This window comes from Streptomyces sp. NBC_01381 (genome assembly GCF_026340305.1).
Taxonomy (GTDB): Bacteria; Actinomycetota; Actinomycetes; order Streptomycetales; family Streptomycetaceae; genus Streptomyces.
Map to the genome: position 1 here is coordinate 107,497 of NZ_JAPEPI010000005.1, position 24,020 is coordinate 131,516.

The 24,020-nt window shown below is 68.4% G+C and carries 21 protein-coding genes and 2 pseudogenes; 12 read left to right on the forward strand and 11 right to left on the reverse strand.

What is annotated here, in order from left to right; translation table 11 throughout:
* Positions 1-48: 48 nt before the first annotated feature.
* A complete protein-coding gene (gene lanKC / locus OG453_RS43950) occupies positions 49-2,652 on the reverse strand; it encodes a class III lanthionine synthetase LanKC (RefSeq protein WP_266874434.1) in 2,604 nt (867 codons plus the stop codon).
* 54 nt (positions 2,653-2,706) lie between these two features.
* The gene (locus OG453_RS43955; protein ID WP_266874435.1) at positions 2,707-3,390 is read right to left on the reverse strand and encodes a flavoprotein; all 684 of its coding nucleotides are present in this window, start codon (positions 3,388-3,390) and stop codon (positions 2,707-2,709) included.
* Between the two features lie 234 nt (positions 3,391-3,624).
* Between OG453_RS43955 and OG453_RS43960 the strand changes: the two genes are divergently transcribed.
* The 9 genes and pseudogenes from OG453_RS43960 to OG453_RS44000 all read left to right on the forward strand — a co-directional run bounded on the left by OG453_RS43960 (position 3,625) and on the right by OG453_RS44000 (position 9,682).
* The gene (locus OG453_RS43960; protein WP_266874436.1) at positions 3,625-4,056 is read left to right on the forward strand and encodes a helix-turn-helix domain-containing protein; all 432 of its coding nucleotides are present in this window, start codon (positions 3,625-3,627) and stop codon (positions 4,054-4,056) included.
* A gap of 74 nt (positions 4,057-4,130) precedes the next feature.
* Positions 4,131-4,310, forward strand: coding sequence for a hypothetical protein (locus OG453_RS43965; protein WP_266874437.1), 180 nt, complete (start codon positions 4,131-4,133; stop codon positions 4,308-4,310).
* A gap of 34 nt (positions 4,311-4,344) precedes the next feature.
* Positions 4,345-4,862, forward strand: a pseudogene (locus OG453_RS43970) (winged helix-turn-helix domain-containing protein).
* Positions 4,859-5,245 (forward strand): hypothetical protein, encoded by a 387-nt coding sequence (locus OG453_RS43975; RefSeq protein WP_266874438.1) that lies wholly within the window; start codon positions 4,859-4,861, stop codon positions 5,243-5,245. Before OG453_RS43970 ends, OG453_RS43975 begins: the two are co-directional and overlap by 4 nt.
* 221 nt (positions 5,246-5,466) lie before the next feature.
* On the forward strand, positions 5,467-5,988 hold the full coding sequence (locus OG453_RS43980) for a helix-turn-helix domain-containing protein (protein WP_266874439.1): 522 nt from the start codon (positions 5,467-5,469) through the stop codon (positions 5,986-5,988).
* Positions 5,985-6,521: an ImmA/IrrE family metallo-endopeptidase gene (locus tag OG453_RS43985; protein ID WP_266874440.1), complete on the forward strand. Its 537-nt coding sequence runs from the start codon at positions 5,985-5,987 to the stop codon at positions 6,519-6,521. The genes OG453_RS43980 and OG453_RS43985 overlap by 4 nt, the downstream gene beginning before the upstream one ends.
* 67 nt (positions 6,522-6,588) lie before the next feature.
* Positions 6,589-7,158, forward strand: coding sequence for an ImmA/IrrE family metallo-endopeptidase (locus OG453_RS43990; protein ID WP_266874441.1), 570 nt, complete (start codon positions 6,589-6,591; stop codon positions 7,156-7,158).
* 39 nt (positions 7,159-7,197) lie between these two features.
* Positions 7,198-8,415, forward strand: a complete 1,218-nt coding sequence (locus tag OG453_RS43995) for an MAB_1171c family putative transporter (RefSeq protein WP_266874442.1) — start codon at positions 7,198-7,200, stop codon at positions 8,413-8,415.
* Positions 8,416-8,584: 169 nt separating this feature from the next.
* Entirely contained in the window at positions 8,585-9,682 is a 1,098-nt protein-coding gene (locus OG453_RS44000) for an amidohydrolase family protein (RefSeq protein ID WP_266874443.1), read from the forward strand.
* A 513-nt stretch (positions 9,683-10,195) separates the two neighbouring features.
* Here OG453_RS44000 and OG453_RS44005 read toward each other — a convergent pair.
* Together OG453_RS44005 and OG453_RS44010 are read right to left on the reverse strand one after the other, a co-directional pair.
* Positions 10,196-10,855: a response regulator transcription factor gene (locus OG453_RS44005; RefSeq protein ID WP_266874444.1), complete on the reverse strand. Its 660-nt coding sequence runs from the start codon at positions 10,853-10,855 to the stop codon at positions 10,196-10,198.
* A 47-nt stretch (positions 10,856-10,902) separates the two neighbouring features.
* Positions 10,903-12,924 carry a sensor histidine kinase gene (locus OG453_RS44010; protein WP_266874445.1) on the reverse strand — a complete coding sequence of 674 codons (2,022 nt, stop codon included), beginning with the start codon at positions 12,922-12,924 and terminating at the stop codon, positions 10,903-10,905.
* Positions 12,925-13,039: 115 nt separating this feature from the next.
* On the opposite strand from OG453_RS44010, the gene OG453_RS44015 reads away from it, so the two are divergent.
* From OG453_RS44015 to OG453_RS44025, 3 genes and pseudogenes are all read left to right on the forward strand, one after another.
* Positions 13,040-13,735, forward strand: coding sequence for a hypothetical protein (locus OG453_RS44015; protein WP_266874446.1), 696 nt, complete (start codon positions 13,040-13,042; stop codon positions 13,733-13,735).
* Positions 13,736-13,947: 212 nt separating this feature from the next.
* A pseudogene (locus OG453_RS44020) lies at positions 13,948-14,241 on the forward strand (transposase); the annotation flags it as partial.
* Positions 14,242-14,395: 154 nt separating this feature from the next.
* A complete protein-coding gene (locus OG453_RS44025; protein ID WP_266874447.1) occupies positions 14,396-16,057 on the forward strand; it encodes a hypothetical protein in 1,662 nt (553 codons plus the stop codon).
* Between the two features lie 47 nt (positions 16,058-16,104).
* Here the strand turns inward: OG453_RS44025 and OG453_RS44030 are convergent, their stop codons facing one another.
* Genes OG453_RS44030 through OG453_RS44060 form a run of 7 tightly spaced genes read right to left on the reverse strand, consistent with a single transcriptional unit; the run spans position 16,105 to position 23,714 of the window.
* On the reverse strand, positions 16,105-18,084 hold the full coding sequence (locus tag OG453_RS44030) for an AAA family ATPase (protein WP_266874448.1): 1,980 nt from the start codon (positions 18,082-18,084) through the stop codon (positions 16,105-16,107).
* Positions 18,081-19,340, reverse strand: coding sequence for a hypothetical protein (locus tag OG453_RS44035; RefSeq protein WP_266874449.1), 1,260 nt, complete (start codon positions 19,338-19,340; stop codon positions 18,081-18,083). Before OG453_RS44035 ends, OG453_RS44030 begins: the two co-directional genes overlap by 4 nt.
* The gene (locus tag OG453_RS44040) at positions 19,337-20,014 is read right to left on the reverse strand and encodes a 4Fe-4S single cluster domain-containing protein (protein ID WP_266874450.1); all 678 of its coding nucleotides are present in this window, start codon (positions 20,012-20,014) and stop codon (positions 19,337-19,339) included. The genes OG453_RS44035 and OG453_RS44040 overlap by 4 nt, the downstream gene beginning before the upstream one ends.
* Entirely contained in the window at positions 20,011-21,285 is a 1,275-nt protein-coding gene (locus tag OG453_RS44045) for a hypothetical protein (RefSeq protein ID WP_266874451.1), read from the reverse strand. The genes OG453_RS44040 and OG453_RS44045 overlap by 4 nt, the downstream gene beginning before the upstream one ends.
* Positions 21,282-22,151 (reverse strand): protein phosphatase 2C domain-containing protein, encoded by an 870-nt coding sequence (locus OG453_RS44050; protein WP_266874452.1) that lies wholly within the window; start codon positions 22,149-22,151, stop codon positions 21,282-21,284. The genes OG453_RS44045 and OG453_RS44050 overlap by 4 nt, the downstream gene beginning before the upstream one ends.
* Positions 22,144-22,911, reverse strand: a complete 768-nt coding sequence (locus tag OG453_RS44055; RefSeq protein ID WP_266874453.1) for a VWA domain-containing protein — start codon at positions 22,909-22,911, stop codon at positions 22,144-22,146. The genes OG453_RS44050 and OG453_RS44055 overlap by 8 nt, the downstream gene beginning before the upstream one ends.
* Positions 22,908-23,714, reverse strand: coding sequence for a hypothetical protein (locus OG453_RS44060; protein ID WP_266874454.1), 807 nt, complete (start codon positions 23,712-23,714; stop codon positions 22,908-22,910). The genes OG453_RS44055 and OG453_RS44060 overlap by 4 nt, the downstream gene beginning before the upstream one ends.
* Positions 23,715-24,020 lie beyond the last annotated feature (306 nt).

Sequence of the window (24,020 nt, forward strand, 5' to 3'; positions counted from 1 at the left end):
GCCGATCCCCGGCCTTGAGCAGGTGCAGCCCCCTACGGCTGCACCTGCTCACGCCTCGACAGACCTGCTCTCGGTGAAGGGCAGGAAGGGGGCGGCCGAGGTGGCCGCTGACACGGCCAGCAGGACGCCGGCCGTGCCCGTGGCCAGGTCCATCGAGAGCCGCAGATTCTTCACTCCGGGGAAGGCCGCCTCCCCGTGGTAGGGGATGGCATGCCAGTGCAGGCGCTGGAGGTGCCGCTCGGTCAGGGAGCGCGGGTTCGGGCCGCTCTCCTGCGCGCCGATGCGGGCCACGGTGGCGAGCAGTCCCGCGCGCCCTCGGAACAGCGAGGACTGGACGACATACTCGGGGGAGCACGCGCGTACCAGTTGGGGCAGGCTCTCGGCGAGGCGGGCGTCCGCGTGGTGCTGCAGGACCTCGTGGGCGACCAGGGCGATGCCCGCACTGCCCGTGTCGAGGTAGCCGAGGGTGCGCACGCCGGGCTCCTCGTACTGCAGGGAGCCGTCAGACTGGGTCACCAAGGAGTCCAGGTCGAGACGGAGCGCCCGCACGGCAAGGTCCAAGTACCGCTCGTCGCCGTCGTATTGGTGGCGGCGCAGCATCAGCAGGGCGGCTCCCGACCAGCCGTGCAGCAGCCCGGCCTCATGCCGCTCGCCGGAGCGCGTGGCGGAGCCGATGGCGGCGGCGACCTGCTCGGTGAGGGCGGTGGCCCGTTCCAGATAGGCGGCCAGGGCGTGCCGTTCGCCCAGGTGCTGCAGGTTCAGGGCGATGCCGCTCAGCCCCGAGTGCAGGCCTGGAGCCCCTGGCAACTCGGCGTCCAGGACGTGCCGTTCCATCAGGTCCAGGGCCGTGTCCGAGTAGCCGAGCTCGTCGAGGGCGTAGGCGATGCCGGAGGCGCCCTCGTAGAAGCCGGGGCCCGGTTCGCGCAATGTCCGCGCACCGTCCACCAGCCACTGCTCGAAGTGCGGGAAGCGGCCCTGCCCCGAGGCGGCCAGGGCCCACAGGACACCGGCGGCGCCATGGGCGAATCCGTGTCCGCCGGCCTCCGTGGCGAACTGCTCGGGATCTCCAGGAAAGAGCCGGTCTGTCCGATCGGGAGTGGCCGAGCGCACGATGGCCCGCGCCATGGAGGAACAGACCGGCTCCCAGTCAGTGACCTTCTCATCCAGTGGTACGCGCAGCGGTCCCGCACAGGCCGCGGGGAGGTCGATGCGTTCGTGTGCAACGTCGAGCTCGGACAGGATGTCGGCGCCCCAGCCGGGCGGAACAGGGAAACCGTCCTCGATGATGCGGACCAGTTCCTGGGTCTTGGCGTGGGTGAGCCGGGTCAGGGAATTGAGCAGGACGAAGGCCCCGATGCGCACTGCCGCCAGGCCGTGCCAGTCGATATCCGCGCCGCGCTTGCCGCGGCTGGCGAACCCGGTTGCGCCGAGACCGGGCTGATAGGCGCGCTCGGTGATGTCACGGGCGAACTCGAAGTCGATCAGGCGCACGGAGTCGTCGTCCTGGACCATCACGTTGCCCGGGTGGAGGTCGCCGAAGACGACGCCGGCCGCGTGGAGTTCCTCGACGGCCTTCGCCACGGCGTCGCACACGCGCAGCGCGCGCTCGGTGAAGCGCTTCAGGCTGTCCGCGTCGGGCGGCGCGGTGGGGTTCTCGCGCAGCAGCCAGGGGCTGTTGCACGCCGTCCATTCCGTCAGGGGCTGGCCGGCGACGAAGTCCTGCGCCAGGAAGTGGTGTCCGCTGATGACGAAGTAGTCGAGGCATTGCGGGACGCAGGACACGCCCTGCAGGCGGGTCAGGGCCCAGTGTTCGCGTTGCAGGCGGCGTACGGCGTCTTCTTGGTGGCGGTCGAGTCCCGCGTGCGGTCGCGCCTCCTTGAGCACCACGGTGCGTCCGTCCGTGGTGCGCTCGGCCTCGTACACGCCGCCGCCGTTGGAGAAGTGCAGAGCCCTGCGCACCCGGTAGGGGTGCTCGCCCCCGCCCCCCTTGCGGGCGGCCAGTTGTGCTTCCAGGAAGGGGGGCAGGCGCGCCCAGGACGGCGGGGCGAAGACGGGTCCCCTGCGGTCGGGCTCCAGTCTTCCGTCGGGGGCGCGGTAGGCCTTCACCTGCCGGCCGGTCACATCGAGGCAGTGCATGTCACGGAACGCGCCGTAGCGGACGTAGAGCGGTCCCTGCTCCCAGCGCAGATCGCTGAGGATGTACGGCCCCTCTGCTCCTTCGAGTTGCCCGCCGAGGTCTTCCAGCAGACGCCGGAGCTCGTCTTCGTCCTGCGGGTAGACGGTCATCATCTTGCCGCTGGCGCCACGGGGGGCGTACTTGAAGTTGAGCGCGAGATGGGTGTTGCGGCTGCCCAGGTACTTGAACGCGATGCCGTGCGCCACGCAGTAGTCCCAGACGGTTTCCGCGAGCCGGTCGGCGTTGTCCAGCGTTGCCGAGACGTGCACCTTCCAGCCCTGCTCGGGCATGACATGACGGTCTGGCCGCATGACCACCCAGAAGCCGCGGTCGTCTCGCGACCAGCCCTGTGGCACGGCCCGCTCGGCGAGGGCCGGGCGGGCGTCGGGTAAGTATCCGCGGCCTTCGCGCCAGCGCGCCACGTCGTCGTAGAAGACCGGGTCGGCAAGACAGTAGAGCTGCTGGAACTCGAACACAGGAAACCATCCGGGGTCGGGGGCCGATACGGTGCGGCAGAGGTCCCGTGCCGCTCAGGTCGTAGCTGGCGCGTCAGCCCTGACGGGCTCGCGGGCGGTGGCCGGCTCGGCGGGTGCGGCCATGGCCTGCCGCTGCTGTTCCAGGAGCCTGAGCACGGCCCAGAGCGGGGGTGCCATGAGGACCTTGTCCCCGCTGGTGGAGCTGCGGCCCGGCTGTCCTGGGGCGACGCTGGTGTTGGGCCGCTCGCCCAGGCGGCGCAGGTTGTCCTGCAGGGCAGGGTTGAGTTCCGCGTGGGGCGGCAGCGAGGGGGCTATGACCACGGGGGCGCGGGTGCACTGCAGCGCCATGAGGACGGGAGTGTTGGCGGCTCCCGCGGCCATCCGGGAGATGAAGTCCATGCCTGCGGGGTAGACAGCGACGGCATCCGGCCAGTCGGCGAGGCGTACGTGCAGGGCGCTGGTCTCCGGCTGGTCCGGCCACACGTCCGCGATGACTTCGCGGCTGCCCATGACAGTGAGCCCCTCGCGGCTCACGAAGCGCTCAGCGCTGCGCGTGAGGGCCAACTGGACATCCAGATCGGGGTAGTTCACATGCAGCCAGTTCATCCAGAACGGAAGATGCATCACGGCCAGAGCGCCCGTTCCCACGATCAGCAGCCGCTCGGCCCCCAGGGCGGGTGCGGGCTTCTTGGCTGAAGCGCCGGGTGCGGCCTTGGCGGAGGTGCCGTCGGACGACATAGAGTCCCTCTCTCAGCGGCGAAGGAGACGCTTGTGAGCGGAGGCGATGCCACCCGGCCTTCGACTCATGAGCGAACTGAAGGGATGACGATTGATACATCAGAAGAGCTGGCGACAGTGGGAGGCTAGGTCGGCCCCCTCGGAGCTGTCAACTGGTGTGCATTTCAACTCCTCCAGGCATCCACACCAGTGTGCTGCTACGATGGCGGTGCTCGTCGCGAGGGAGGGGTAGCCATGCCCGATGCCACCGCTTCGCCGAAGCGCACCCTCGCCGACAAGCTCAATCACCTGTTCCGCACCGTGGTTCCGGCGGGACGCGAGCCGTACAGCACAGAAGAGGCTGCACAGGCGATCACTGCGACCGGGGTCTCGATTTCCGGAAGTTACATCTGGCTGTTGCGCAAGGGGCAGCGGGACAACCCGACCCTGCGCCATCTGGAAGCGCTGGCGAAATTCTTCGGCGTCCCGCCGGCGTACTTCTTCGACGATGAGACATCCCGAAGCGTCGACGAGGAACTCGCGCTCCTCGTCGCGCTGCGTGGTGCCGGAGTACAAGACGTGGCCCTGCGCGCGGCAGGTCTCTCCCCCGAGAGCCTGAGCTCGATCGCTGAGGTGATCAAGCGGGTGCGCGAGCTGGAGGGCCTGTCCACCGACCCCTCGCTCTAGCGTGCACCGGAGACCAGAGGCGCAAGTAGCCGGCGTCTTTCTCTCTCGCGGGGCCTTGCGCTGTTGAAGTCGTCTTGTCTGCTGCGGAGCCGGCCGAGCTGACACGGTGGGCGAGGCGGGCGAAGAGCGGGCAGCACCTGGCCCTCCGCGCGAAGATCGTGCTGCGGTGTGCCGAGGGCGGAACGAACAAGCGGGCCGCCGCCGAACGCGGGGTCAGCCAGCAGCCGGTGAACCTGGCGCTCCCCGGTCACTGACCTTGCTGCCGCGATGCCGTAGAGGGGCTGACAGGTGTTGGTTGCCGTTCGCGAGCGCATCCGCACGCGGGCGGCCGAGTTGTTCGCCTCCGGACAGGACGACACGCAGGTGGCGAAGCAACTCCGCGTCAGTGTCCGCTCGGTGCGGCGCTGGCGCAGGACCTGGCGGGACGGCGGGGACCAGAGCCTGCGTTCCAAGGGGCCGGCTCGGGGCCAGCAGCCCGCCCCAAGCTGAGCGAGGCCCGATTCGCCGCCCTGGAGGCGGAGTTGGCCAAAGGGCCGGTTGCCCACGGCTGGAAGGACCGGACGTGGACTTTGGCCCGGACCAAGACGCTCATCGGGCGCCGGTTCCACCAGACCCTCACCCTGTCGGCCATCGCGCAGATGTTGCACCGCCACGGGTTCAGCCGCCAATGGCCGGCACGGCGGGCGCTGGATCGCGATGAGGACGTGGTCACCGGCTGGGTGAAGGACACGAGGCCGCAGGCGGAAGCGCCGCGGCGGCGCTCGAGGGCTGGATCGCCTTTGAGGACGAGGCCGGTTTCTCGATGACGCCGCCCACCACCCGCACCTGGGCCAAACGCGGCCACACACCGGTGATCCAGGTGCGTGGCCGGTCCCAGCGGCGCATCTCCATCGCCGCACTGGCCTGCTACCAGCACGGCGCATGCTCCCGCCTGCTCTACCGGCCCCAGCGCCGCGGCGACCGCAAGGAAGCCAGGCGCCGCGGCTTCACCCGGACCGATGACCGCGATCTGCTGATCGCAGCCCACCGGCTGCTCGGCGGCCCACGCGTACTGACCTGGGACGACTTCAACGTCCATGAGGACGCCCGCATGCGGGCCTTCACCGACCCCGACCGCCTCGCGCGAACTGCGGCACTCCTCAAGGACACACTGTTCACGGGAGACGGCCGACGTGGCCTTCGGCGATGAAGAAGCCGCCCCGCCACCAGCCCGGCGCCGGGGCAGAGGCGACCATGCACTCACGTTCTTCGACTCATGATGGAACTCAAAGGCGGTTTCCCTTACGCTAGTTGAGTGACTGGCGGTGACGGACACCACTGCCGGCGTATGCGCGCCGTCAACTGATGCAAGCGTCACCGCGGTTGCCCGTCGCACCGGAGCGCAGCTCACAGGCCAGAACGGAGACGGCTATGGACAGCGAACACGGTCCGGCGGGGCACACGCTGGCCAGCAAGCTCGAGCACTTGTTCCGGACAGTCGTCCCACCCGGACGCGGGCCGTACGGCACAGAGGAAGTAGCCCAGGCCATCACGGCAAGCGGAGTATCGATCTCCAGCAGCTATGTCTGGCTGCTACGCAAAGGCCAGCGGGACAACCCTACAATGCGGCATTTGCAGGGGATAGCGGACTTTTTCGGAGTGCCTGCGGCGTATTTCTTCGATGAGCAGGTGGCAGCGGACGTCAGCGCAGACCTGGGGCTGCTCGTCGCACTGAAGGACACAGGCGTGCAGAGCGTCGCATTACGAGCAGCCGGCCTGTCATCCAAGAGTTTGCACTCGATCAGCGAAGTGATCGAGCGAGTCCGCGAACTGGAGGGGCTGCCCCAGGACGCGCCAGATCGCTGTCTCACAAACAGGGAAACACAAGACAGGAAGCGATCACCCTCATCTGGCGACACGGCGCCCGATGAGAGAAATGGGGAGGATGCGTGAGCCTGTATGGCTTGCACCGCCGGTGCAAGGCTCTCATCCGCAGCCTGGATATACCGAGCCCGTTCGACGTGCATGCTCTGTGCCAAAACATCGCGCAACAGCAGGGCCGCCCAATCCAATTGAAGGCTCTCGCGATGCCCGCAGGCAGCCCTTGCGGGCTGTGGGTGTCCACGGCCACCAATTACTACATCTTCTATGAGAAACAGGCCAGTCCATTCCACCAGGAACACATCATCGTCCATGAGCTCGGCCATCTTCTGTGCGGCCACACCACTGCGGCAGTTATGACCGACGAGACGTCACGCCTGCTCATGCCAACCCTGAACCCGAACATGGTCGAAAGAATTCTGCAGCGCACCCACTACAGCACCCCGGAAGAAAAAGAGGCAGAAATGATCGCCTCACTGATTCTCCAGGGTGCCGAACGGGCTCCGGCAGGGCTGAATCGTCCTACACCAGAAGCCGACGAGACCATCAGAAGGGTGCGGCGCTTGCTGGTACACCGTCATGAGCGCCACCCACGAATCCGATAACGCATCCCATATGCGCCCCGACGATCTTCCATCATGAAATCAGTAAGGGAGCGAGTGGCGGTAGACCATGGCTAAATCCTCCAGACATGTTCACCAGGCACAGCGTAAACGGTCGGCACAGCTGCTGGAGATCTGCCGGAAAAGACTGGCGAGCCTGGAGCTTCCAGAGACGCCTGACATCCGGATGCTGTGCGAACACCTCGGTCGGCAACGGGGGCGCCCGATCCATCTCATCCCCGCGGCAATGCAGGCGCCCGATCCCTGCGGACTGTGGATAGCCGCCAACAATGCCGACTACATCGTTTACGAGGCCAACACCAGCAAACTTCACCAGGAGCACATCATCGCCCACGAACTGGCACACATGATTTGCTGCCATCGCGGCACCGGCGAACTCGACGAGGCCACCATGAACCAGCTGTTCCCAGGCCTCGGTCCAGAGCTGCTGCGCGATATATTCCGCCGTACCACCTACTCCGATGTACAGGAGGAAGAGGCCGAGATCACGGCCTCGCTGATCCTTGGGCGAGCCGATCGCTGCCCGCCCGAACGCACCTGGACAGTACCCCCCGGGGCCGTCGGGACCGCCGCACGGATTGAGCGCTCACTGAAGAACTCCCCGACCAGAGCATCATGAAGGCAACCCGGTTCCAACCTACCTGCCTTTGGAGCTGCTGTGACCGGAGCCAAGAGCATCGTCTTCCCTCTGCTCGCCGCCTTATGCTGGGCGGCGTTCTTCTACAAATGCCGCGGCCTGAAACCGGGGCGGCGCGACCCAGCGCTGCTCGCACTATTGGCCGCTTTCGCCTTAAAGGGCACGGCCTTCGCGCTCGCAACCCCCGAAATAGCTCGGGCCGTCGACCGGCAGTCAGGCATATCTGACATAGCAGCACTGGCCATACACCTCCTCGGCGGTGTGGTCTTCAGCACCGCAGTACTCCTCGTGCTCCTGTTCTGGGCACACGAACCCGAACGGGCATGGCCGAAAGCCAAGTGGCGAATTTCCATCGCCGTGATCATGATGGTGACCATGCTGTCGCTGTGGATCGTGGCCTCTTCCCAGGCGTCAGGGCGCTCAACGCACTATCTTCTGCAGAACATTCACCGGCCCGTGGTAGCCGCATACTCGCTCCTCTACGTAGGAGCCTTGCTGGTAGCACTTTTCGAGATCGCTCGCCTGTGCTGGAGATACGCCAAAGTCGCGGGGGAACCATGGCTGCGCCGCGGCTTACGCCTCACCGCTGCGGGTGCACTGATCTATTCGATCAACTTTGTAAACCGAGCCTCGGCCACCGTCAGCGTACAATTCGATCTCCGCCCACTGGAGTGGGAAGTGTTGACCGTGCTAGGTGCAGGAATCGGCATGCCGCTCATAGTCGGTGGTCTCACCATGCCTTCCTGGGGCCCTCGCCTTTCGGCCCTGTATACCTGGTGGAACAATTACCGCGCCTACCGCAGCCTTGCGCCTTTATGGCTCGCGATGCATCAAGAACTACCCGAGATCGTTCTGCATCCCCCAACTTCGACCCTGCCCAATCTGAACTATCGCTTGTACCGTCGGGCCATCGAGATCCGCGACGGACAGATCGCACTGCGCCCCTACATGAATCCTGAGACCGCCGTGCGGGCAGCCGAACTGGGCAGAGAAGCCGGATTAGTTGGCAATGAGCTACGGGCCGTGGTTGAAGCAGCCCAGCTGAAGGTGGCGCTCAAGGCCAAACTGGACGGAAGCTCCGTTCCAATCAATTCAAGCACCAGCAGCGACCATCCCGTTTCCTCCGAACTCTATGGTGGCGACGATCTGGCCAGCGAGACTGTTTGGCTGTCACGGATCGCGCGGGCCTTCACACATTCACCGGTGGTCGCAGCATCGGTAAACGGTCGCTTCAGCTAGCGGCTACTTAATGAAGGGACACATCCGGATGGTTTCCAGCGGCGCACAACAATACATACCGGGCCAGAGAACCTGGGCGGTCCGCGCTGCGCGGCTGTTCGACGGACATGCGCTGCGAGCGGGGCGCCCGCTGGTGCTCATCGAGGATTCACGCATCGCCGGTGTCGATATGACAGGCGCGACCCCCTCCGCGGATCTGCCCGTTGCGGATCTCGGTGATGCCACACTGCTGCCCGGGCTCATCGACTCCCACGTACACCTCGCCTTCGACCCCGACGACCGGTCGAAGCAGACGATGGCGGACGAGGACGACCAGGTCACCCTGTCACGTATGCGCGCCCACGCCGGGCAGCAACTGGACGCGGGCGTCACGACCGTGCGAGACCTCGGCGACCGTCACTTTCTCGCTGCATCGCTCCGGGACCGCTACGCGGCAGGAACGAAGACGGGCCCGGAGATCGTCGCCGCCGGGCCGCCCATCACACGAACTCGCGGACATTGCTGGTTCCTTGGCGGTGAAGCCGACGGCATCGCCGCCCTGGAAGCCGCAGTCGAGGAGCGCATCGCCCGCGACGTCGACGTGGTCAAGGTCATGGCAACCGGCGGTGTAACCACTCCTGGATGGGGACCGCACCAGTCGCAGTACTCACGTGACGAACTGGCCGCGGTGACCCGGGCCGCCCATGCACACGGCAAGCCGGTCACCGCCCATGCGCACGGCCGACAGGGCATGGCCGATGCCGTCGCGGCCGGCGTCGACGGCCTCGAGCATGCCTCGTTCTTCACCGAGGACGGTGTCGAGCCTGACTGGAAGATCGTCGCGGCCGTGGTGGAGGCCGGCATCTTCATCGGCGCCACCGAGGCCTGGCTGCCGACGGGCGCGATGGTCGCACCGCACATGGCCGAGCGCGTGGCGCAGCGCGCCGAGAATTTCGCGCGGATGCATCGCGAGGGAGCGCGGCTGGTCTGCAGTTCTGATGCCGGAGCCGGCCCCCGCAAGCCCCACGGTGTGCTCCCGTACGGCGTCATCCACTTCGGCTCCCTCGGCTTCACCAGCACCGAGGCGCTGGCTTCGGTTACATCCCTCGCCGCACAGGCGTGTGGGCTGGCCGAACGCAAGGGGAGGATCGCCGTCGGCTACGACGCCGACCTCATCGCAGTGCCCGGCAATCCCCTGCAGGAGCTGGAGAGACTGCTCGACGTCCGGACCGTGATCCGAGCGGGAAGGACATTCAAGGGCCCGGAAATGAAGGGTGAACGCCGGTGAGGTGACTCCGGGCCACTCTCGAATAGCTCTGTGAGGTCTCATCAATGTTGAGGTAGTCGCACGTCGCTGACCTTTTGTCTCGCAGGCGTGCTGAGACGGTCTTGAGAGGCTTTGTGGGGGAGAAGAGGGGGTCTGAACTGTGGTCCTGCAGGTTGGATGAGACTGCCGCAGATCTGGTGAGAATGTCTCTGGGCCTAGGCGATGGCGGTTCCACGGACGCTCATGAGCTAGGGGGGGGCAGAGGGGCGTCACTGGGTTCGATGCACAGTTCCGGATGGACCAGTTCGAACCGTGCCCTTCCGTTGTAACAGGGCAACAAGTGTTGCCGGGGCAACGGCATTTTCACGGTGGCGTGTGAGGCCTGTGAGTTCCTATTCGTGTCGCGGTAGTTCGGCTGTTCTGACATGGGAGGCTGCGGACTGCTGAGACTGTTCTCAATCTGTGTCTGGTGGGTTGCAGATCTTCGGTTCCCTCAGCGTTGCCGTATGCGTGCACTTCCGACCTGTTGTGACCTCAAGGCAGGCCGAGGCCTGCGTCCCGGGCCAGGGCCACCGCTTCCGCGCGGGTGCGGGCGCGGAGTTTGGCCAGGACGTCGCTGACCCGGTTGCGCACCGTCTTTTCGGAGAGGGAGAGGCGGCGGGCGATGGAGGCGTTGTCCAGGCCGTGTGAGAGCAGGTCGAGGACCTGCCGCTCCCGGTCCGTGAGGTGGGGGAAAGGCAGCGTGTCCCGGGCCGCGTGCGGCGAGGCGAAATGAGCGAGCACCCGCTGGGCGATGCGCGGACCGAAGACGGCCTCGCCGCGTGCGGCGCCCAGCAGGGCCCGGTGTATGTCCGCGCCGTCGGCCTCCTTCAGCAGGTAGCCGCAGGCCCCTGCGCGCAGCGCTGCGAAGACCGAGTCGTCGTCCTCGTCCATGGTGAGGACGACGACCGCGGCCTCGGGATGGACGGTGGTGATCCGGGCGGTCGCCTCGAGACCGCCGACCCCGGGCATGCGCAGATCCATGAGCACGATGTGCGGCAGCAGCCGTGCGGTGGCGGCAATGGCTTCGGCTCCGTCGGCGGCCTCCCCGACGACGGTGATGCCGGGCAGGTCGCCGAGTACGGTGGCCATCCCGGCCCGGAAGATGGGGTGGTCGTCGACGATGAGGACGGTCACAGGTTGCGGCTCGCTCATCTCGCCCCTCCTGTATCGGCGTCCACCAAGGGGCGCTCGCGGGTCGGTCAGGCAGTGGCACGTATCTCCTCCAGGGGAAGCGGCACCCTGGCTTGCACCGAGGTGCCGCCGCCCGGGGCCGGGGTGATTGCCAGATGGCCACCGACCTCCGCCGCGCGTTCGCTCATGCTGCGCAGGCCCACACCCGCGCGGTGGCGTGAAGGAATGCCGCAGCCGTTGTCCTCGACGGTCAGAACGAGAAACCCGGCGGTGACGTGGGCGGTGAGGGTGAGGCGGCCCGATGCGCTGTGTTTGAGGGCGTTGCCCACCGCTTCGGCCGCTATCGCGTACGCCGCTACTTCGACGGCGGCAGGGAGTTTGGCACAGGCGGTGCTGACCGAGCAGCGGCATGCGGGAACGTCGTAGCCGGCGAGTAGTTCGCGCAGTGCGCCGGAGAGACCAAGCTGGTCCAGCACGGCGGGGCGCAGGCCGTTCACGACGGTGCGCAGATCGCCGACTGTAGTGCGCAGCCGGTCCCGTACCGCCCTGATGGCGTCCGCGAGCCCGGGGTCAGTGGTCCTGCGGGCCAGGGAGTCCAACTGGTGGGCGGTACCGGCCAGGGAGGGGCCGACACCGTCGTGCAGGTCGGCACGAAGCCGGCGGCGTTCCTCTTCCCGGACGGCGACGATGTGGGCCCGGCTGCGGGCTACGTTCTCGACGAGCCCGGCTGCGTACGCGAGGGTCGCGGCCCGCGCAGCGACCTCCTCGGCCGCGGCCCGCTGCTGCGCGGTCCAGGGCTCGGCCGCACGCCGCCGTCCCAGGTGGAGTTCGCCGACCTGACGGCCGAGCGCCAGGCAGGGCACGGTCCGCCAGCCCGCACCGGGAACCGGTGTGCCGGAGGTCGCCGTCACGGCAGGTCCGGTGAATGCCGCGTATGGCAGGCGCAGGGCGCGGCGGAGCTCGTCGACGAGGAGTCGCATGGCCTCGGCCGGTTCCGAGGCGGGGGCCAGGTGGCGGCCGACGCGAGCCATCACTGCGTAGGGATCGTGGCGGTGTCCGAACAGCAGCCGGTCCACGGCCGATTGGACCGCCCCGCGCCCGGCCGCAGCAAGGAGCGCGGCCGCGGCTATCGCCGCCGTGCCGCCAAGTGAACCGGGCGCAAGGGTTCCCACGCCCGCGACGACAGCCAGATAGACGCCGAGAACCAGTCCGCTCAGCACGATGAAGACGATGGCCCGGCCGAGTACCACCTCGACGTCGTAGAGGCGGTGGCGCAGCATCGCCACGGCGATACCCGCTGGCGGACCGAGCAACCCGGCCACCATCAGCAGGTCGGTCAGCAGGCGTTGCCCGGCGGTGAAGCCCACGCCGGTGAGCGCGAGGGCCATCAGGAGACCGCCGAGCATCAGCCACTGGAGCTGGGCGCGCTCCACACCGTGCGCCGCACGGGTCCGCAGCACGACGAAAAGGCCGGCTGCGGCGGTGCCGGCGGCCATACAGGTGGCGGAGGACACGTACATGATCACGTGCAGCCACTCCCAGCCCCGGACGCCCAGCGGATTGGCCAGGCCGGGCACCGGATCGGTGGCGCTCGGACGCAGCATCGCAGCGAGGGTGCCGGTCGTGGCGACGGCGATGACGGTCCACGCGAGGATCCGGCGCGGGCGGGTGCCGAGCCGTCCGTACGGGAAGAGCAGCGGAACCAGAGGGGTCGCGAAGTAGTAGCCCACGAACCCCCAGCAGCCCAGCCAGGCCCCGAACTGCCAGCCCGGCAGGGAGTGTTCGGCGACCAGCTGCGAATAGCCGGCGTAGTAGGCGAGCAGGTGGTACGGGCCGATCAGCGCGGGCGCCATCATCAGCCAGACCAGCCGATTGCGCGGCTGGCTACGGGCCACCGCCGCGCCGAGCAGAGGCCACACCGTGCCCACCACCAGATCGCTCCAGAACAGCTCACTGAGCTCCACCTGCCGGGACAGCACCGCGTGCGCCGGCACGGTGGCAACACAGCTCGCGACGCCGACGCCCGCGACGGAGTACGCGGCATGGCGCAGCGCACGGTCCCGTCGGCTCCCTCGGTCCCCCCGGCCCATGTGGACATGGTGACGCACGGATATCCCGGGCGACAGGGACTGGCGCCCCTGTCGCCCGGGACACCGCCGCGTGGACAGTGCTGCTCAACGGTCACACCCAGGGGAGTTGAGGGTCATGACAGCAGTGGATCCGGGAGCAACGGCCGGCGTGGCCCAGTCCGACGGCGCCAACGGGCGGGCCAAGTGGCCGCTCTACGGGGTCGCGGCAGGCTTGCTCGGCTTCGTCGCCACGCAGTTCGGCGATCCGCGGAACGGCGTCGTGGAAACCGACCGGGTCGACGCGTCCGTCCTGGACGAGGTCTCCCGCGGTGTCGCCCAGCTGGGCCTGGTGACGGGGTTCGTCACCGTCGCCCTCCTGCTCGTGCTGGCGGCGGCCTGGCGCCGGCAGGTCGAAACGCGGGTGCCGGGCAGTACCGCGGCACATGTGGTCAGCGGCGGGCTCATGGCCTCGGCAGCCGGGCTGACGTACGGATACGGCTGGAAGGGAGCGCTGGCCATCTATCTGCCGGAGGGACTGAACGGAAAGGCCTTCGGAGACGACGGCCTGTTCGTCTACTTCATGCTCAATGACTTCGGAGGCCACATCGGCTGGCTGGGTGTGGTCGTGGCAGCCGGGGCGATCGCCTGGATGGCCCTGCGCGAACGTACGGTATCGCGCTGGATCGGCGTGCTGAGCCTGCTGCCGGTGCTGGCGGTGGTGCTCTTCGCCGGGGCGACCGGACTGCCCGGCTTCCAGGGCGTGGTCGGGCCGGTGTGGCTGCTGATCGCGTTCGCCGGACTCGCGGCCGGACGCAGCACGATCGTCCGCTGAGCGCTCTGCGTCGGAGGGTCGTGCAGCGGTTCGGACGCAAAGCCTTTCCGCAACTGATGATTCAGGACGCGCCGGATGACACGCCCCTCACAGACGGAGGCTCTGCCCCGACGAGCGGGATCGCAAGGACCCACCCACCAGCCAACCGGTGAAGCACCGGCTGGCCACCGCACGAAGGACACCACTATGCCCACCGCACGACTGCAGACTCTCACCTGCAACGCCACCGAAGACTGGACTGGGGACGACGAGGTACTCATCAAGGTCTTCGGCACCCGCTACGGCGAGGCCTACCGACCCATGAACCACTGCCCGCTGTCGCCCGCCGCGTCACCCTGCACGGCACACTGGGCATCTACCGCTGGGTCGTGGAGCGCAGTTTCGCCTGGCTGCACGGATTCCGCCGCCTGCGCATCCGCTGGGAGCGGCGGGCTGACATCCACGACGTATTCTTCAAACTCGCCTGCTGCCTCATCACCCACCGACAACTCGGCTCATTGTATTAGCCGTTGTTAGACACCAGAATGATCACGAAGCCCGTGCCTACACTGCTATCCACCCCAACCGGGCACTACCCGACCTGCCCGCACCATTCCGGAACTCGCAACCGCCCTGCGTCCGAACCCCCGGGCGGTGATGACGTCATGAGACCGGCCCTCCTTGAATTCTCTGTCTTGTTCGGCATTGTTCGGCGGAAAATTTCTTCCCGGTATTAGAATGAAGCCCGGGAAGAAGCCGTGGAAGGGGAAGCGGATCTTTCTCGTCGGGGGAATCATGGCGGACGTCTCAACCGATCTTCATGAGATCGAGATCAAGGTCGAGGAATTCGAACGGGCGGGTTCTCTGAGTCACGATGCCTTTCAGGGCTACTTCGACCTCGAAGGCAAGCTCGAACAGTTTTTCCTGGAACAGGCCCAGCAACAGATCGCCGATCTCGATCCCATGGGTGCCACGGAGAGTTACAACGTCGTGGTGAGTCTCAACCGCACGCTGGTGGAGCGTGCCCAGCGGGAACTCGCCCGCTCCGGTCCGGCGATCACTCTGGAATACCGCTCGGACCTCCAGGAGTGGCGGGACGCGGCCCACGCGCTGGCTCTCGTGGTGGAGGGCGAGATCATGCTGGCCCATGCGCAGCACCGTCGGCTGGCCGGTGACCACCATGGCGCCATGGCCTACTTCGAGCAGGCGCATGGACAGTTCGCCGAGGTTGCCGCCCTGCCGGGACAGCAGTGGCTGGCCGAGCTGAAGGCTGCCCTGGCGGAGGCGGCCTACCTCTTCTCCAACGGCCTGATAGCGATGGGCGCGGGCCGCCACCAGACGGCGCGCGAGAACTTCCGTGAGGTGCGCGGCAGTTACGAGACCTTGCGGCTCCAGCTGGTGTCGATGACACTCACGGGCGGTAGCACGACCTCGGATGCGCAGAACACAGTGATGGCCCCGTTCGCGCAGGAAGTGATCCGCCAACTCGCCTACGCGGACATGATGTTCCAGCTGGCGAGCTTCTTCGACCATACCCGTTCGTCTCACTTCGACCGCGCGGAGGAGTGCATCACGGACGCCGCGTCCCGCTACGAGGCATGGATGAACACCGTGATCTCCGACGGCTGCCCGGACAGTCAGCGGCTGATGATGGAGATGGAGCTCTCCAACCTCTGTGGCTGGCGCGGCTGGGCCCGCGCCGAGAACAGCCGCGAGCGCCGTGGCTGGGACGCCTGTCGGGACCGCCTCAAGGACGCGGAGGAGTCTTGGTCGCACAGCGCGGACATCGGGGCCCGCCTCTCGTACGCGGGCCGTGCTTCGCTGCCCTTCGAGATGTCTAACATCGAGATGCTCCTGGAGACGAGCCGTCGCCGGTACCAGACCGAGCGGGGCCTGTGGCAGGACATCGAGCGGTTGCAGGCCGACCGCCGCGAACTTGCGAAATTCGAAGTCCACGCGCACGGAGGGAACGCCCAAATGAACGAGCGGCAAGAGCATTCCTCAAACTACAACTTCCAGGGCAATGTCGCGGCAGGGGCCATCGGGGACGAGGCACAAGCCCATCACTTCAGTCAGCAGAACTCCGGACAGCAGATCAACGACTTCCGGCAGCTGGTCGCCCAATTGTCCAGTCTGGCCGCCAACATGGAACAGGCGGCGGTCAGTGACGCCGAACTCGCCTCGACGCAGGCGGTCCGTGAGGCGGCGCAGGCGGCTGAGGCCTCCGACGAATCCGGGGTCAGGCAGCGCCTCGTGGACGCGGGGAAGTGGGCACTGGAGATGGCGAGCAGCCTCGGCCAGACGGTTGCCGAGGCCGCCCTGCGGCAGGCCATCGGCGTCTGAGAGGCCCCGGGATCGGGAGACCTCGGGGCAGCTGCGGATTCCTCCGCCTATGCCACACTCGACGGCACAGCCTCCACCACGAACGGTTCGGCGGATCCGGTCGGTGTCCGGTGGATCCAGATGCGGGCGCCCGGTTGCGGGCGGTTCTCTACGACCCAGCGGTTCAGCGGTGTGCGGATCCACTGTTCGAGGAGGGGATTGCGGATGCGTCGGGCGCCGAGCGCCGTACCGGCAGCCGCAAGGTCGCCGACCACGGCCGTCTCGATCGCCTCGTAGTCGAAGACGATGCGGTAGCCGCGGGCCGCCGCGGCCCTGCCGAGCTGGTCGAGGAACTTGCGGACGATCTGTGCCGACACCTCGGCCCGCAGGATGTCGAAGGCCACGATGCCGCCGCCGAACCGGCCGAGCAGCTCCGGCCGCCCCAGTTCTTGAGTCATGAAGCGGTCGACAGCTTCCGTGAAGTGCTTGCAGATCAGGTCGTAGCCAGGCTCCTGCTGGCTGAATCCGCGCAGCAGAGAAGGCAACGTCTCGGTCCCCACGTTGGACGTGAACACCAGGATGGTGTGCGAGAAGTACGCCGTACGCCCCATCCCGTCGGTCAGTCGCCCGTCATCCATGATCTGCAGGAACTTGTCGAGGACCTTGCCGTGCGCCTTCTCGATCTCGTCGAAGAGCAGCACGCTGAACGGCCGCTCGAACATCCAGTTCGTCAGCACACCGCCGTTCTCGTGGCCCACATAGCCCGGCGGCGAGCCGGTGAGTCGCTCACTGGCGTGCTCCTGGGCGAACTCGCTCATGTCGAAGCGTCGTAGCGCGCCTTCGTCGCCGAAGACGAGCTCCGCGACGGCCTTCGCCAGCTCGGTCTTGCCCACCCCCGTGGGGCCGACGAAGAAGAACACGCCCTTGGGGCGGGCCGCGCCGCGCTGCAGGTCGGCGACGAAGTCCAGACCCGACCTGGCGTTGCGCAGGACGTCGCACACCGCACGCACCGCCGCGGGCTGGCCGATCACCCGTCCGGAGAGGATCTGCTCCGCCTCAGCCACCTTCTCGATGTCCAGCGACTCCCAGGGGTCCTCCTGGATACCGAACCGGTGCCGTGCGATCAGGCCGCGCACGGAGCGCACGGAACTGCCCGTGACTCGTGAGGTCACGGCGAGGGACCGCATGTCGAGCACCGACATCCCCTCGGTCTGCTCGGCAAGTTCACCGGCGATCTGCGTACGGTCCTGCGGTGACAGCCCGACGCCTCCGGCGAACTCGGGCAGTATCTCGCCCAGCAGGGCCACGCGTTCGGCCATTCCGGGCGGCTGCGCCGTAACCGAGGCGGTCCGCGGATTCCCGTGGTGCAGCCAGGGCGGCAGTTTCTCCGCGTCCCGGGCCACCAGGATCAGGGTCTGGTGCAGCGGCTCGGCGACACCGTCCCGCACCGTGGCCGTGGCCCCGAGCAGCATGTTCAGGCGGCTCAGCGCCGCCTGCAACTCCTCGGTCTGCGGAGCATCGGTCCCCAGCAGCAGATCCGCCGCGTGCACCACGAGGGCACACGGCACCCGGTCCTGGCTGAGCAGGAGATGGGCGGTCGCCATCAGGTCACGGGCGCTGCGGACCTCGGCAGTACCGGCCGACCGGAGGCTGCGCCGCAGGTTCTCCGCCGACTCGGCCAGCCGGGCGCGGCGGCCGTCACCGGACGGGGGCGCCCCCGAGCCCGGCTGCGGCGAGCCGCTCCCGTACGGTTCGGATGCGGCGGGGTCGGGTACGGCCGGGTCCGGCGGCCCGAGCAGCTCCCGCGCCCGGGACTCCGCCTCCTTGTCGGCGTACGTCAGACCGTCGCCCAGGGCGAAGTGCCCCACGATCTCGAACCCGGCGAGCCGCAGGAACCGGTCCAGGGCCTCGCGCAGCGGGACGTATGCGTGTTCCCAGCGCACTTCGTCGTCGATGTTCCCGTGCAGGACGAGGTGCCGGCCCCGGCGCAGTTCGAGGAACATACGGGCCAGCCAGGGGGCGGCAAGGGGCGCATCGTGGTCGCTCATGGCCGGTGGAACCTCTGTGCCTGAGGTCGCCCGCTCGGGCGCGGTGCCACTACCTGCGTTCCGGTCGGCGGCTGGGTGTGGCCCTGCCACTGCAGGCCGTCCACCTCGTAACCGGCGCTCCGCACCGCCTCGTTGAGGCGCTCCGCGAGGCGTTGCAGTACGTCGCAGTCGGAGGAGGAGAGCATCTGTCCCGCATCCGAGAGCTCGACCTGCTCGTCGGCCAGATAGCTGATCCGTTCGTCGCTTCCCACACCGTGAACGATCACCGAGACCTCCGCACCGTCGAGCCGGGCGGCCGCGACACCGATCCCGCCTGCGCCGGACTCCACCAGACTCTCGGGGAAGGCCGTGTACCCGAACTGCGGGAGCTTCTCCACGATCAGGCCGAGCATCTCGCGCCGTGTCGCGAGCCGGTCGATGGCGTCGTCCACCTCGGTCTCGCACGCGTCGACCTGTGGCTCCATCTCCTCCAGTGCCTTGGCCGCCTCCACCGGACGTCCGCCGTCCAGGATCGATCTCAGTTCGCCGACCCGTCGCCGCAGTGCGTCCAGTCCGGGGACGAGAACACCCGCGGTCGACGCGTCGGCCTGCAGCTCCTCCACCCGCTGGGACAGCCGGACCTCGCCGGCGGAGGCCAGCCGCATCGCGTGCTCGTACGCTGCGGCCGCCTGGGCCACGGTGCGTAGATGGGCGCGTACCGTACGGCGGGCGGTGCGTGCCAGGTCGTGGCTCGCCGCGTCCGCAGGACCGGCCGCCGCTGTTTCCAGCTCGGTCAGCAGCCGGCAGCACTCGCTCAGCCCCTTGGGGTCGAAGCGGGCCGAGCGGTCGGGGCCGCTGCGCCGCAGCTGAGCGCGCAGGACGTCGAGGGCGGTCGCGAGTTCGGTGCGCCGCTGTTCCAGGGCGGCCAGGTCGAGTTCGACCAGCCGCTGCTCGGCACGGTCGAGCCGGGCGGCGGTCGCGGCGAGCGCGTCCAGGTCCGAGGCCGACTGGACCTCGGCCTCAACCTGGGCGATCTCGTCCACGGCGGCCTGCAGCCCTACGGGGTCCACACTGTCGGACGTCGCCACCGTCGCCCGGTGTCTGCCGAGCGCTCGGCAGCGTTCTTGGGCGGCGGCCCGAGCCACGGACAGTGCCCGGGCGACCCGGCGCTCGGCCTGTTCCCGGCGACGGCGTTCACGCTCGGCCCGTTGCTGCGCCTGGCGTTCTTGCCGGAGCTGTCCCAGGCGGCCGAAGCTGAACTTGGGTGAACCGCTCATCCGAGTGCCTCCGTGTGCGGGTGGAGTGGGGAGGCCGGGCCCGCCGTGCGGTCGGGCACCAGGCCGAGTCCATGGACGAAGGCCTCGCGGAAACCGGGCACGGCCGGCACGCCCATCCAGCGCACCGTCGGGCCCGGGCCGAACACGAACTGCAGGCCAGCTCCGTGGTCGGGCCGGTCCGCCCAGTCGAGGTGGCGGGGCGTGAGGAGGTGGACGCGCTGGTTGTCTGATCCGCGCCACCGCAGGTCGGCATGGCGGCGTCGTACGTACGGGCCGTCGACCAGGATGTCGAGACCGTCAAGCAGCCGGTGCTGCTCAGCTGTCCCGTGGGCGCGCAGGTGTTCCAGGGTCCAGCCGCTGTAGCTCATCACCGACAGGTCGCGCTGGGCGCGGACGAGGGAGACCAGCTGGGCGAGCGCGCTGGCCTGGGCGAAGGGCTCGCCCCCGGACAGGGTGAGCCCGTCCCAGGCCTCGTCGGCGATCAGGTCGGCCAGCTCGGACACCGCGACCTCGGTGCCGCCGGCGGCCGGGATCCACTCCGGGGTGACACAGCCAGCGCAGTCGAGCGGGCAGCCCTGCACCCACACCACGCACCGGCGGCCGGGGCCCAGGGTGCGGCAGCCCGGGTGTAGTGCGGCGACCCGGACGTACCGGCCCGCCTCCCGCCCGTTCACAGGAGCACCACGAGGATGATGATGAAGAGGATGATCAGGCCGACGGTGGTGAGGACGTTCTTGCCGCCGTCCGAGTTGGACACTGGGCCCGGCGCGTCGGATCGGCCCTGGGGGTCGCCGGACGCCTGGGGCCCCGCGGGCGTCTGGGGAGCGCCCGCCCCCGCCGCCGCGTAGGGCCCGCCCGCGGCACCACTGCCCTGGTCTGCCGTCGCGTGCGGCGGTCCCCACGGGTCCGGACCTACCGTGGCCGCCGGGACCGACTCCGTCGGGTAGGACTCGCCGGCGCCCTGCGCGATGCGGGAGCACCAGACGCAGGAGGACAGCGAACGGTGGTACAGGTGGCGCGGGTTGAAGCGGCACCCCATCAGTTCGAAACCGCACCGGTCGAGTACGCGGAACCAGTCCTCGGGGCTCGGCCGCCGGGCGGGGTCGTCGTGACCGTCCTCGAAGCACTGCCGGGCGAGCTCGAGGGCGGCCGGCGGCAGCAGGGAGGTGGGCATCTCGCCCGTCATCGGCTTCAGGAGCTCGGGGCGGGTGATGCGGTTACGCCGCAGCCGTATGTTGCTCTCCATGTCGTCGTGGTCGGTGTCGTCGCTGGGCACGCCCTCGTAGGGGTGCTGCCCCTCCATCAGGATCTGGCAGATCATCACGGCGAGGCCGAACGAGTCGTGGTGCTCGTCGAGTGCGGGCACGGAGGGGCCCAGGGCCTCGGGGGGCGCGTACTCTGGGGTGATCTTGGGGCAGAGGTAGAGATGCCCGGACGGATCCCGGAACTGCACGGTGTCGCAGTCGATGAGGGTGACATGGCCCGAGTGGGACAGCATGAGGTTGGCCGGGCTAAAGTCGCCCAGCACCACGCCGGAGTTGTGCAGCGTGGACACCAGCCGTCCGGTACGCGACGCGGTGATCAGCGCCGTGCGCCAGGTCGGTTCTGCCAGCGCGTTCGCGCGCAGCGCCGGATCGAAGAGCTTGGTCAGCTGCACGCCGTCGATCCGGGGGATCAGCATGCCCCGGGTGGCACCGTCGTCGTCCACCAGGCGGGCCAGCGGCCAGGCCAGGTGATGGTGCTCGGGGTGATCGCCGCGGAGGTGGGCGAGTGGCGAGGCGATGAGCGCGTCGAGTTTGGCACCGCCGTCCGCTGGCGGCTCGTAGTAGAGCTTGGCGCAGAGGTCTCGGGTGCCCTCCACGCCGATGACCGTGCCCTCGCTGCCGTTGCCGAGTTCCTCTCCCGACAGCTGGACGGGGCGACCACTTGCCAGGTATAGGGTCATGGCTCGTACACCGCCAGCACCATGGTCTTGTCGTCCCCGGACGTGCTCGCGAAGTCGTCCGACGCGAGCCGCTCCAGCAGGTCCTCTCGGCGGCTCTTCGGGGAGCGGAAGTAGTCGAAGTACTGGGCGAAGGTCGCGGGCGCGGACAGCGACCAGGTGCCGTCAGAGGCCTGACGTTCCTTGAGCATGCCGTCCAGCACACCGTCGGTGCACACGGCCAGGCCGCGGATTAGCGGGTCGCACAGCACCCCGCAGATCAGGTTGCTGTCCCGGTGCCGGGAGGTGAGGAATACCGTGGCCCCTTCGTGCTCGCGGCCCTGCGGCGGCGGTACGGTCAGCCAGGCGCCGCCCGGCTGCCGGTCCACCACCAGGAAACCGTCGCCCACGCCGAAATAGACGTACCAGGGCGGGAAGGCAGCCACGGCCAGGAGGGTGGTGGCGAAGTCGGTCCGACCGCCCTCGGTGCCCGGCCCGTACGGTGTCGGGTCGGTGTGGGCCACCGCCGCGCCCGTCGGATAGAGCTCGGCCACCTGGTTGTCCAGGAGGCGGTCGAAGATTCGCAGGCACTCCTGTCCGAACTCGTGCGCCGCCCGCGTCCACAGGTCGGGATCCGGCGGCGGACCGCCGGACGCGAAGCATTGCTCGGCCGCGGCACAGGCCGCCGAGACGGCCAGGTCGGCTCCGTGCTGGGAACGCGAGCGCGACCCGGCCCCGTCGGCCACCGCGAACAGATGACCGCCGCCGCCCAGCGGCTGGTGCTCACAGCGGTCCTGGTTCACCAGACCGAGGCGCCCGTGTCCGGGCCCGGTGACCGAGGCGGGGATCACGCGCCACCCGCCGGCCGCGACCTGCCGCCCGTCAGACATTCTTCTCGAGCCATTCCCGGATACGTTCCGAGCGTTCCTGCTGGTCCCGCACGCCGCGGTATTGGTCCTCCGCGGGCTGTTCCCGGGAGGCGCTGCTGAGGCGTTCGGTGCTCGTCGACACAAAGTTGAGGACCTGGGCCAGCGGCAGGTCGGCCAGGTCGTACGCGGAGTTGGGCGCGAGCTCGCGCAGGACGTCCATGTCCGCGCCCGAGACACCGAGAGCGAAGAACAGGATCTGTCGCCCCTTCTCCTGCTCCCGGAGGACTGGTGCGAAGTCCCGCCAGGAGTCGCTCGGCAGTCCCCGGTCGTCGGTGGGGACTCCGTCCGTGATCAGGTAGATCAGCGGCCGGTTCTTCAACGGCGTGCCACTGTCCCGCAATTGCAGACGGCGTGCCGCGACCAGGTCGAGGGCGGTCTGCAGGGCGGCGACCATGGGCGTCACGCCTGCGGCGCGCAGGGTTGGAGGATGGAAGTCCCGGACGGCGACATACGGCTGTTCCGGCCGCCCGTTGACTCGACTCGACGCGTCGAGGACCTGGACATAGTTGAACCCGAAGGAGACCAGGGCCACTTCGCCGATGCTGGCCAGGTGGTCGTTGCCGAGGAGTTCGGTGCGCCAGGACTGCAGCGCCGTGTTGAGTTCGTCGATACGGCCGCTCGTCTCCATCGACTGGGAGGAGTCGAGCACCAGGGTGATGGGCAGGCGCCCCCGCGGCGCCTGCGCCGGCAGTGCGTCCCGCAGGGCGCTGGGGTCGGTCATGCGGATATCTCCCCTTCTGACGTTGCCGTCCGGTGCGGTGCACCGTCGGCGTGCGGTGAGCCGGCACCGTCGTGCCCTGGCAGGGCGGTGACGGTCAGACCGGTCTCGAGCCCTCCATCCGCGATGACCTGCACCGCGCTTCCCGGGGCGAGGCAGCCGGGCTGCCGCGAACTCAGGACGACCCACACGACCAAGTCGCCGAACTCGGCGTAGCCGCCCGTGGCGTCGACGTGGGTGCGGGACCACCCCACGTTGCGGTGCCGTGTGTATACGGCGGTGAAGTCGCCCGGGGTGCGGGCCGGGCGGGACGAGGACGGGGCGAGCGGCGGGGGCTTGTGGTTCGGCCCCGGCCCTGGCGCCTGGGCCGGCCGTTGCTCGGGCTGGCGGGTCCGCTCCGTGGCGTGGGGCTTCTTGCTGTTCCCGGCGGGGCCCCGAGTGCTGTTGCCGTGCTTGGATCTGTCTCTGGAGTCCTTAGGCCGGGACCAGGACCACACTCGGTCGGCGACCGCGGCGCACGCGGCGGCCAGCAGTACGGCGATGAAGATGCCCATACCGAGGCTGAAGCCGTGCGTCCGTTCCGACGTCACGCGGAGCAGCTGATCCTGCTGCTCGACGGTGGCATTGGGGCCGAAGACGCCGTCCACCACGTCCTTCGTCCCGAGGTTGCCCACGCCCAGCACGGTGTAGGGCACCTTGCGATCCTTGAGCACGTCGCAGTACTCGTCGGCGGTGCCGCAGCCGGTCTTGTTGCCGTCCGTCACCAGGACCAAGGCGCGCTCGACACCGCCATGCCACTCATCCACTGATTTCGTCGCCTGCTCTCGCCGGTCCGCATCCGAGCGCGCCTCAACGATCAGCGCACGGTGCGATTCATCGGAGCCGGCGGCATCGCTCACTGCGAGCGGCACTCCGGCAATCAGAAAGAACAAGAGAAACGCCGTGATCCCCACGAGGGGATTCCACCGACGGTTGATCCCCATTTTGAACCCCCGTCCCCCGTACCGAGAGTGTAGGGGATATGGTCTGGCCGCACACCGTTCCGAAGCAAAGAGGTGACCTATTTCTTTCTCGATTATGAACGCCTGCACGATCTATTTTTAAGGGTTCAG

Bases quoted from the DNA above. Each gene is read 5' to 3' on its own strand.
- OG453_RS43955 (WP_266874435.1), bottom strand. From the start codon at position 3,390: ATGTCGTCCGACGGCACCTCCGCCAAGGCCGCACCCGGCGCTTCAGCC.
- OG453_RS43960 (WP_266874436.1), top strand. From the start codon at position 3,625: ATGCCCGATGCCACCGCTTCGCCGAAGCGCACCCTCGCCGACAAGCTC.
- OG453_RS43975 (WP_266874438.1), top strand. From the start codon at position 4,859: ATGACGCCGCCCACCACCCGCACCTGGGCCAAACGCGGCCACACACCG.
- OG453_RS43980 (WP_266874439.1), top strand. From the start codon at position 5,467: ATGGACAGCGAACACGGTCCGGCGGGGCACACGCTGGCCAGCAAGCTC.
- OG453_RS43990 (WP_266874441.1), top strand. From the start codon at position 6,589: ATGGCTAAATCCTCCAGACATGTTCACCAGGCACAGCGTAAACGGTCG.
- OG453_RS44000 (WP_266874443.1), top strand. From the start codon at position 8,585: ATGACAGGCGCGACCCCCTCCGCGGATCTGCCCGTTGCGGATCTCGGT.
- OG453_RS44005 (WP_266874444.1), bottom strand. From the start codon at position 10,855: ATGAGCGAGCCGCAACCTGTGACCGTCCTCATCGTCGACGACCACCCC.
- OG453_RS44010 (WP_266874445.1), bottom strand. From the start codon at position 12,924: ATGGGCCGGGGGGACCGAGGGAGCCGACGGGACCGTGCGCTGCGCCAT.
- OG453_RS44015 (WP_266874446.1), top strand. From the start codon at position 13,040: ATGACAGCAGTGGATCCGGGAGCAACGGCCGGCGTGGCCCAGTCCGAC.
- OG453_RS44030 (WP_266874448.1), bottom strand. From the start codon at position 18,084: ATGAGCGACCACGATGCGCCCCTTGCCGCCCCCTGGCTGGCCCGTATG.
- OG453_RS44035 (WP_266874449.1), bottom strand. From the start codon at position 19,340: ATGAGCGGTTCACCCAAGTTCAGCTTCGGCCGCCTGGGACAGCTCCGG.
- OG453_RS44045 (WP_266874451.1), bottom strand. From the start codon at position 21,285: ATGACCCTATACCTGGCAAGTGGTCGCCCCGTCCAGCTGTCGGGAGAG.
- OG453_RS44050 (WP_266874452.1), bottom strand. From the start codon at position 22,151: ATGTCTGACGGGCGGCAGGTCGCGGCCGGCGGGTGGCGCGTGATCCCC.
- OG453_RS44055 (WP_266874453.1), bottom strand. From the start codon at position 22,911: ATGACCGACCCCAGCGCCCTGCGGGACGCACTGCCGGCGCAGGCGCCG.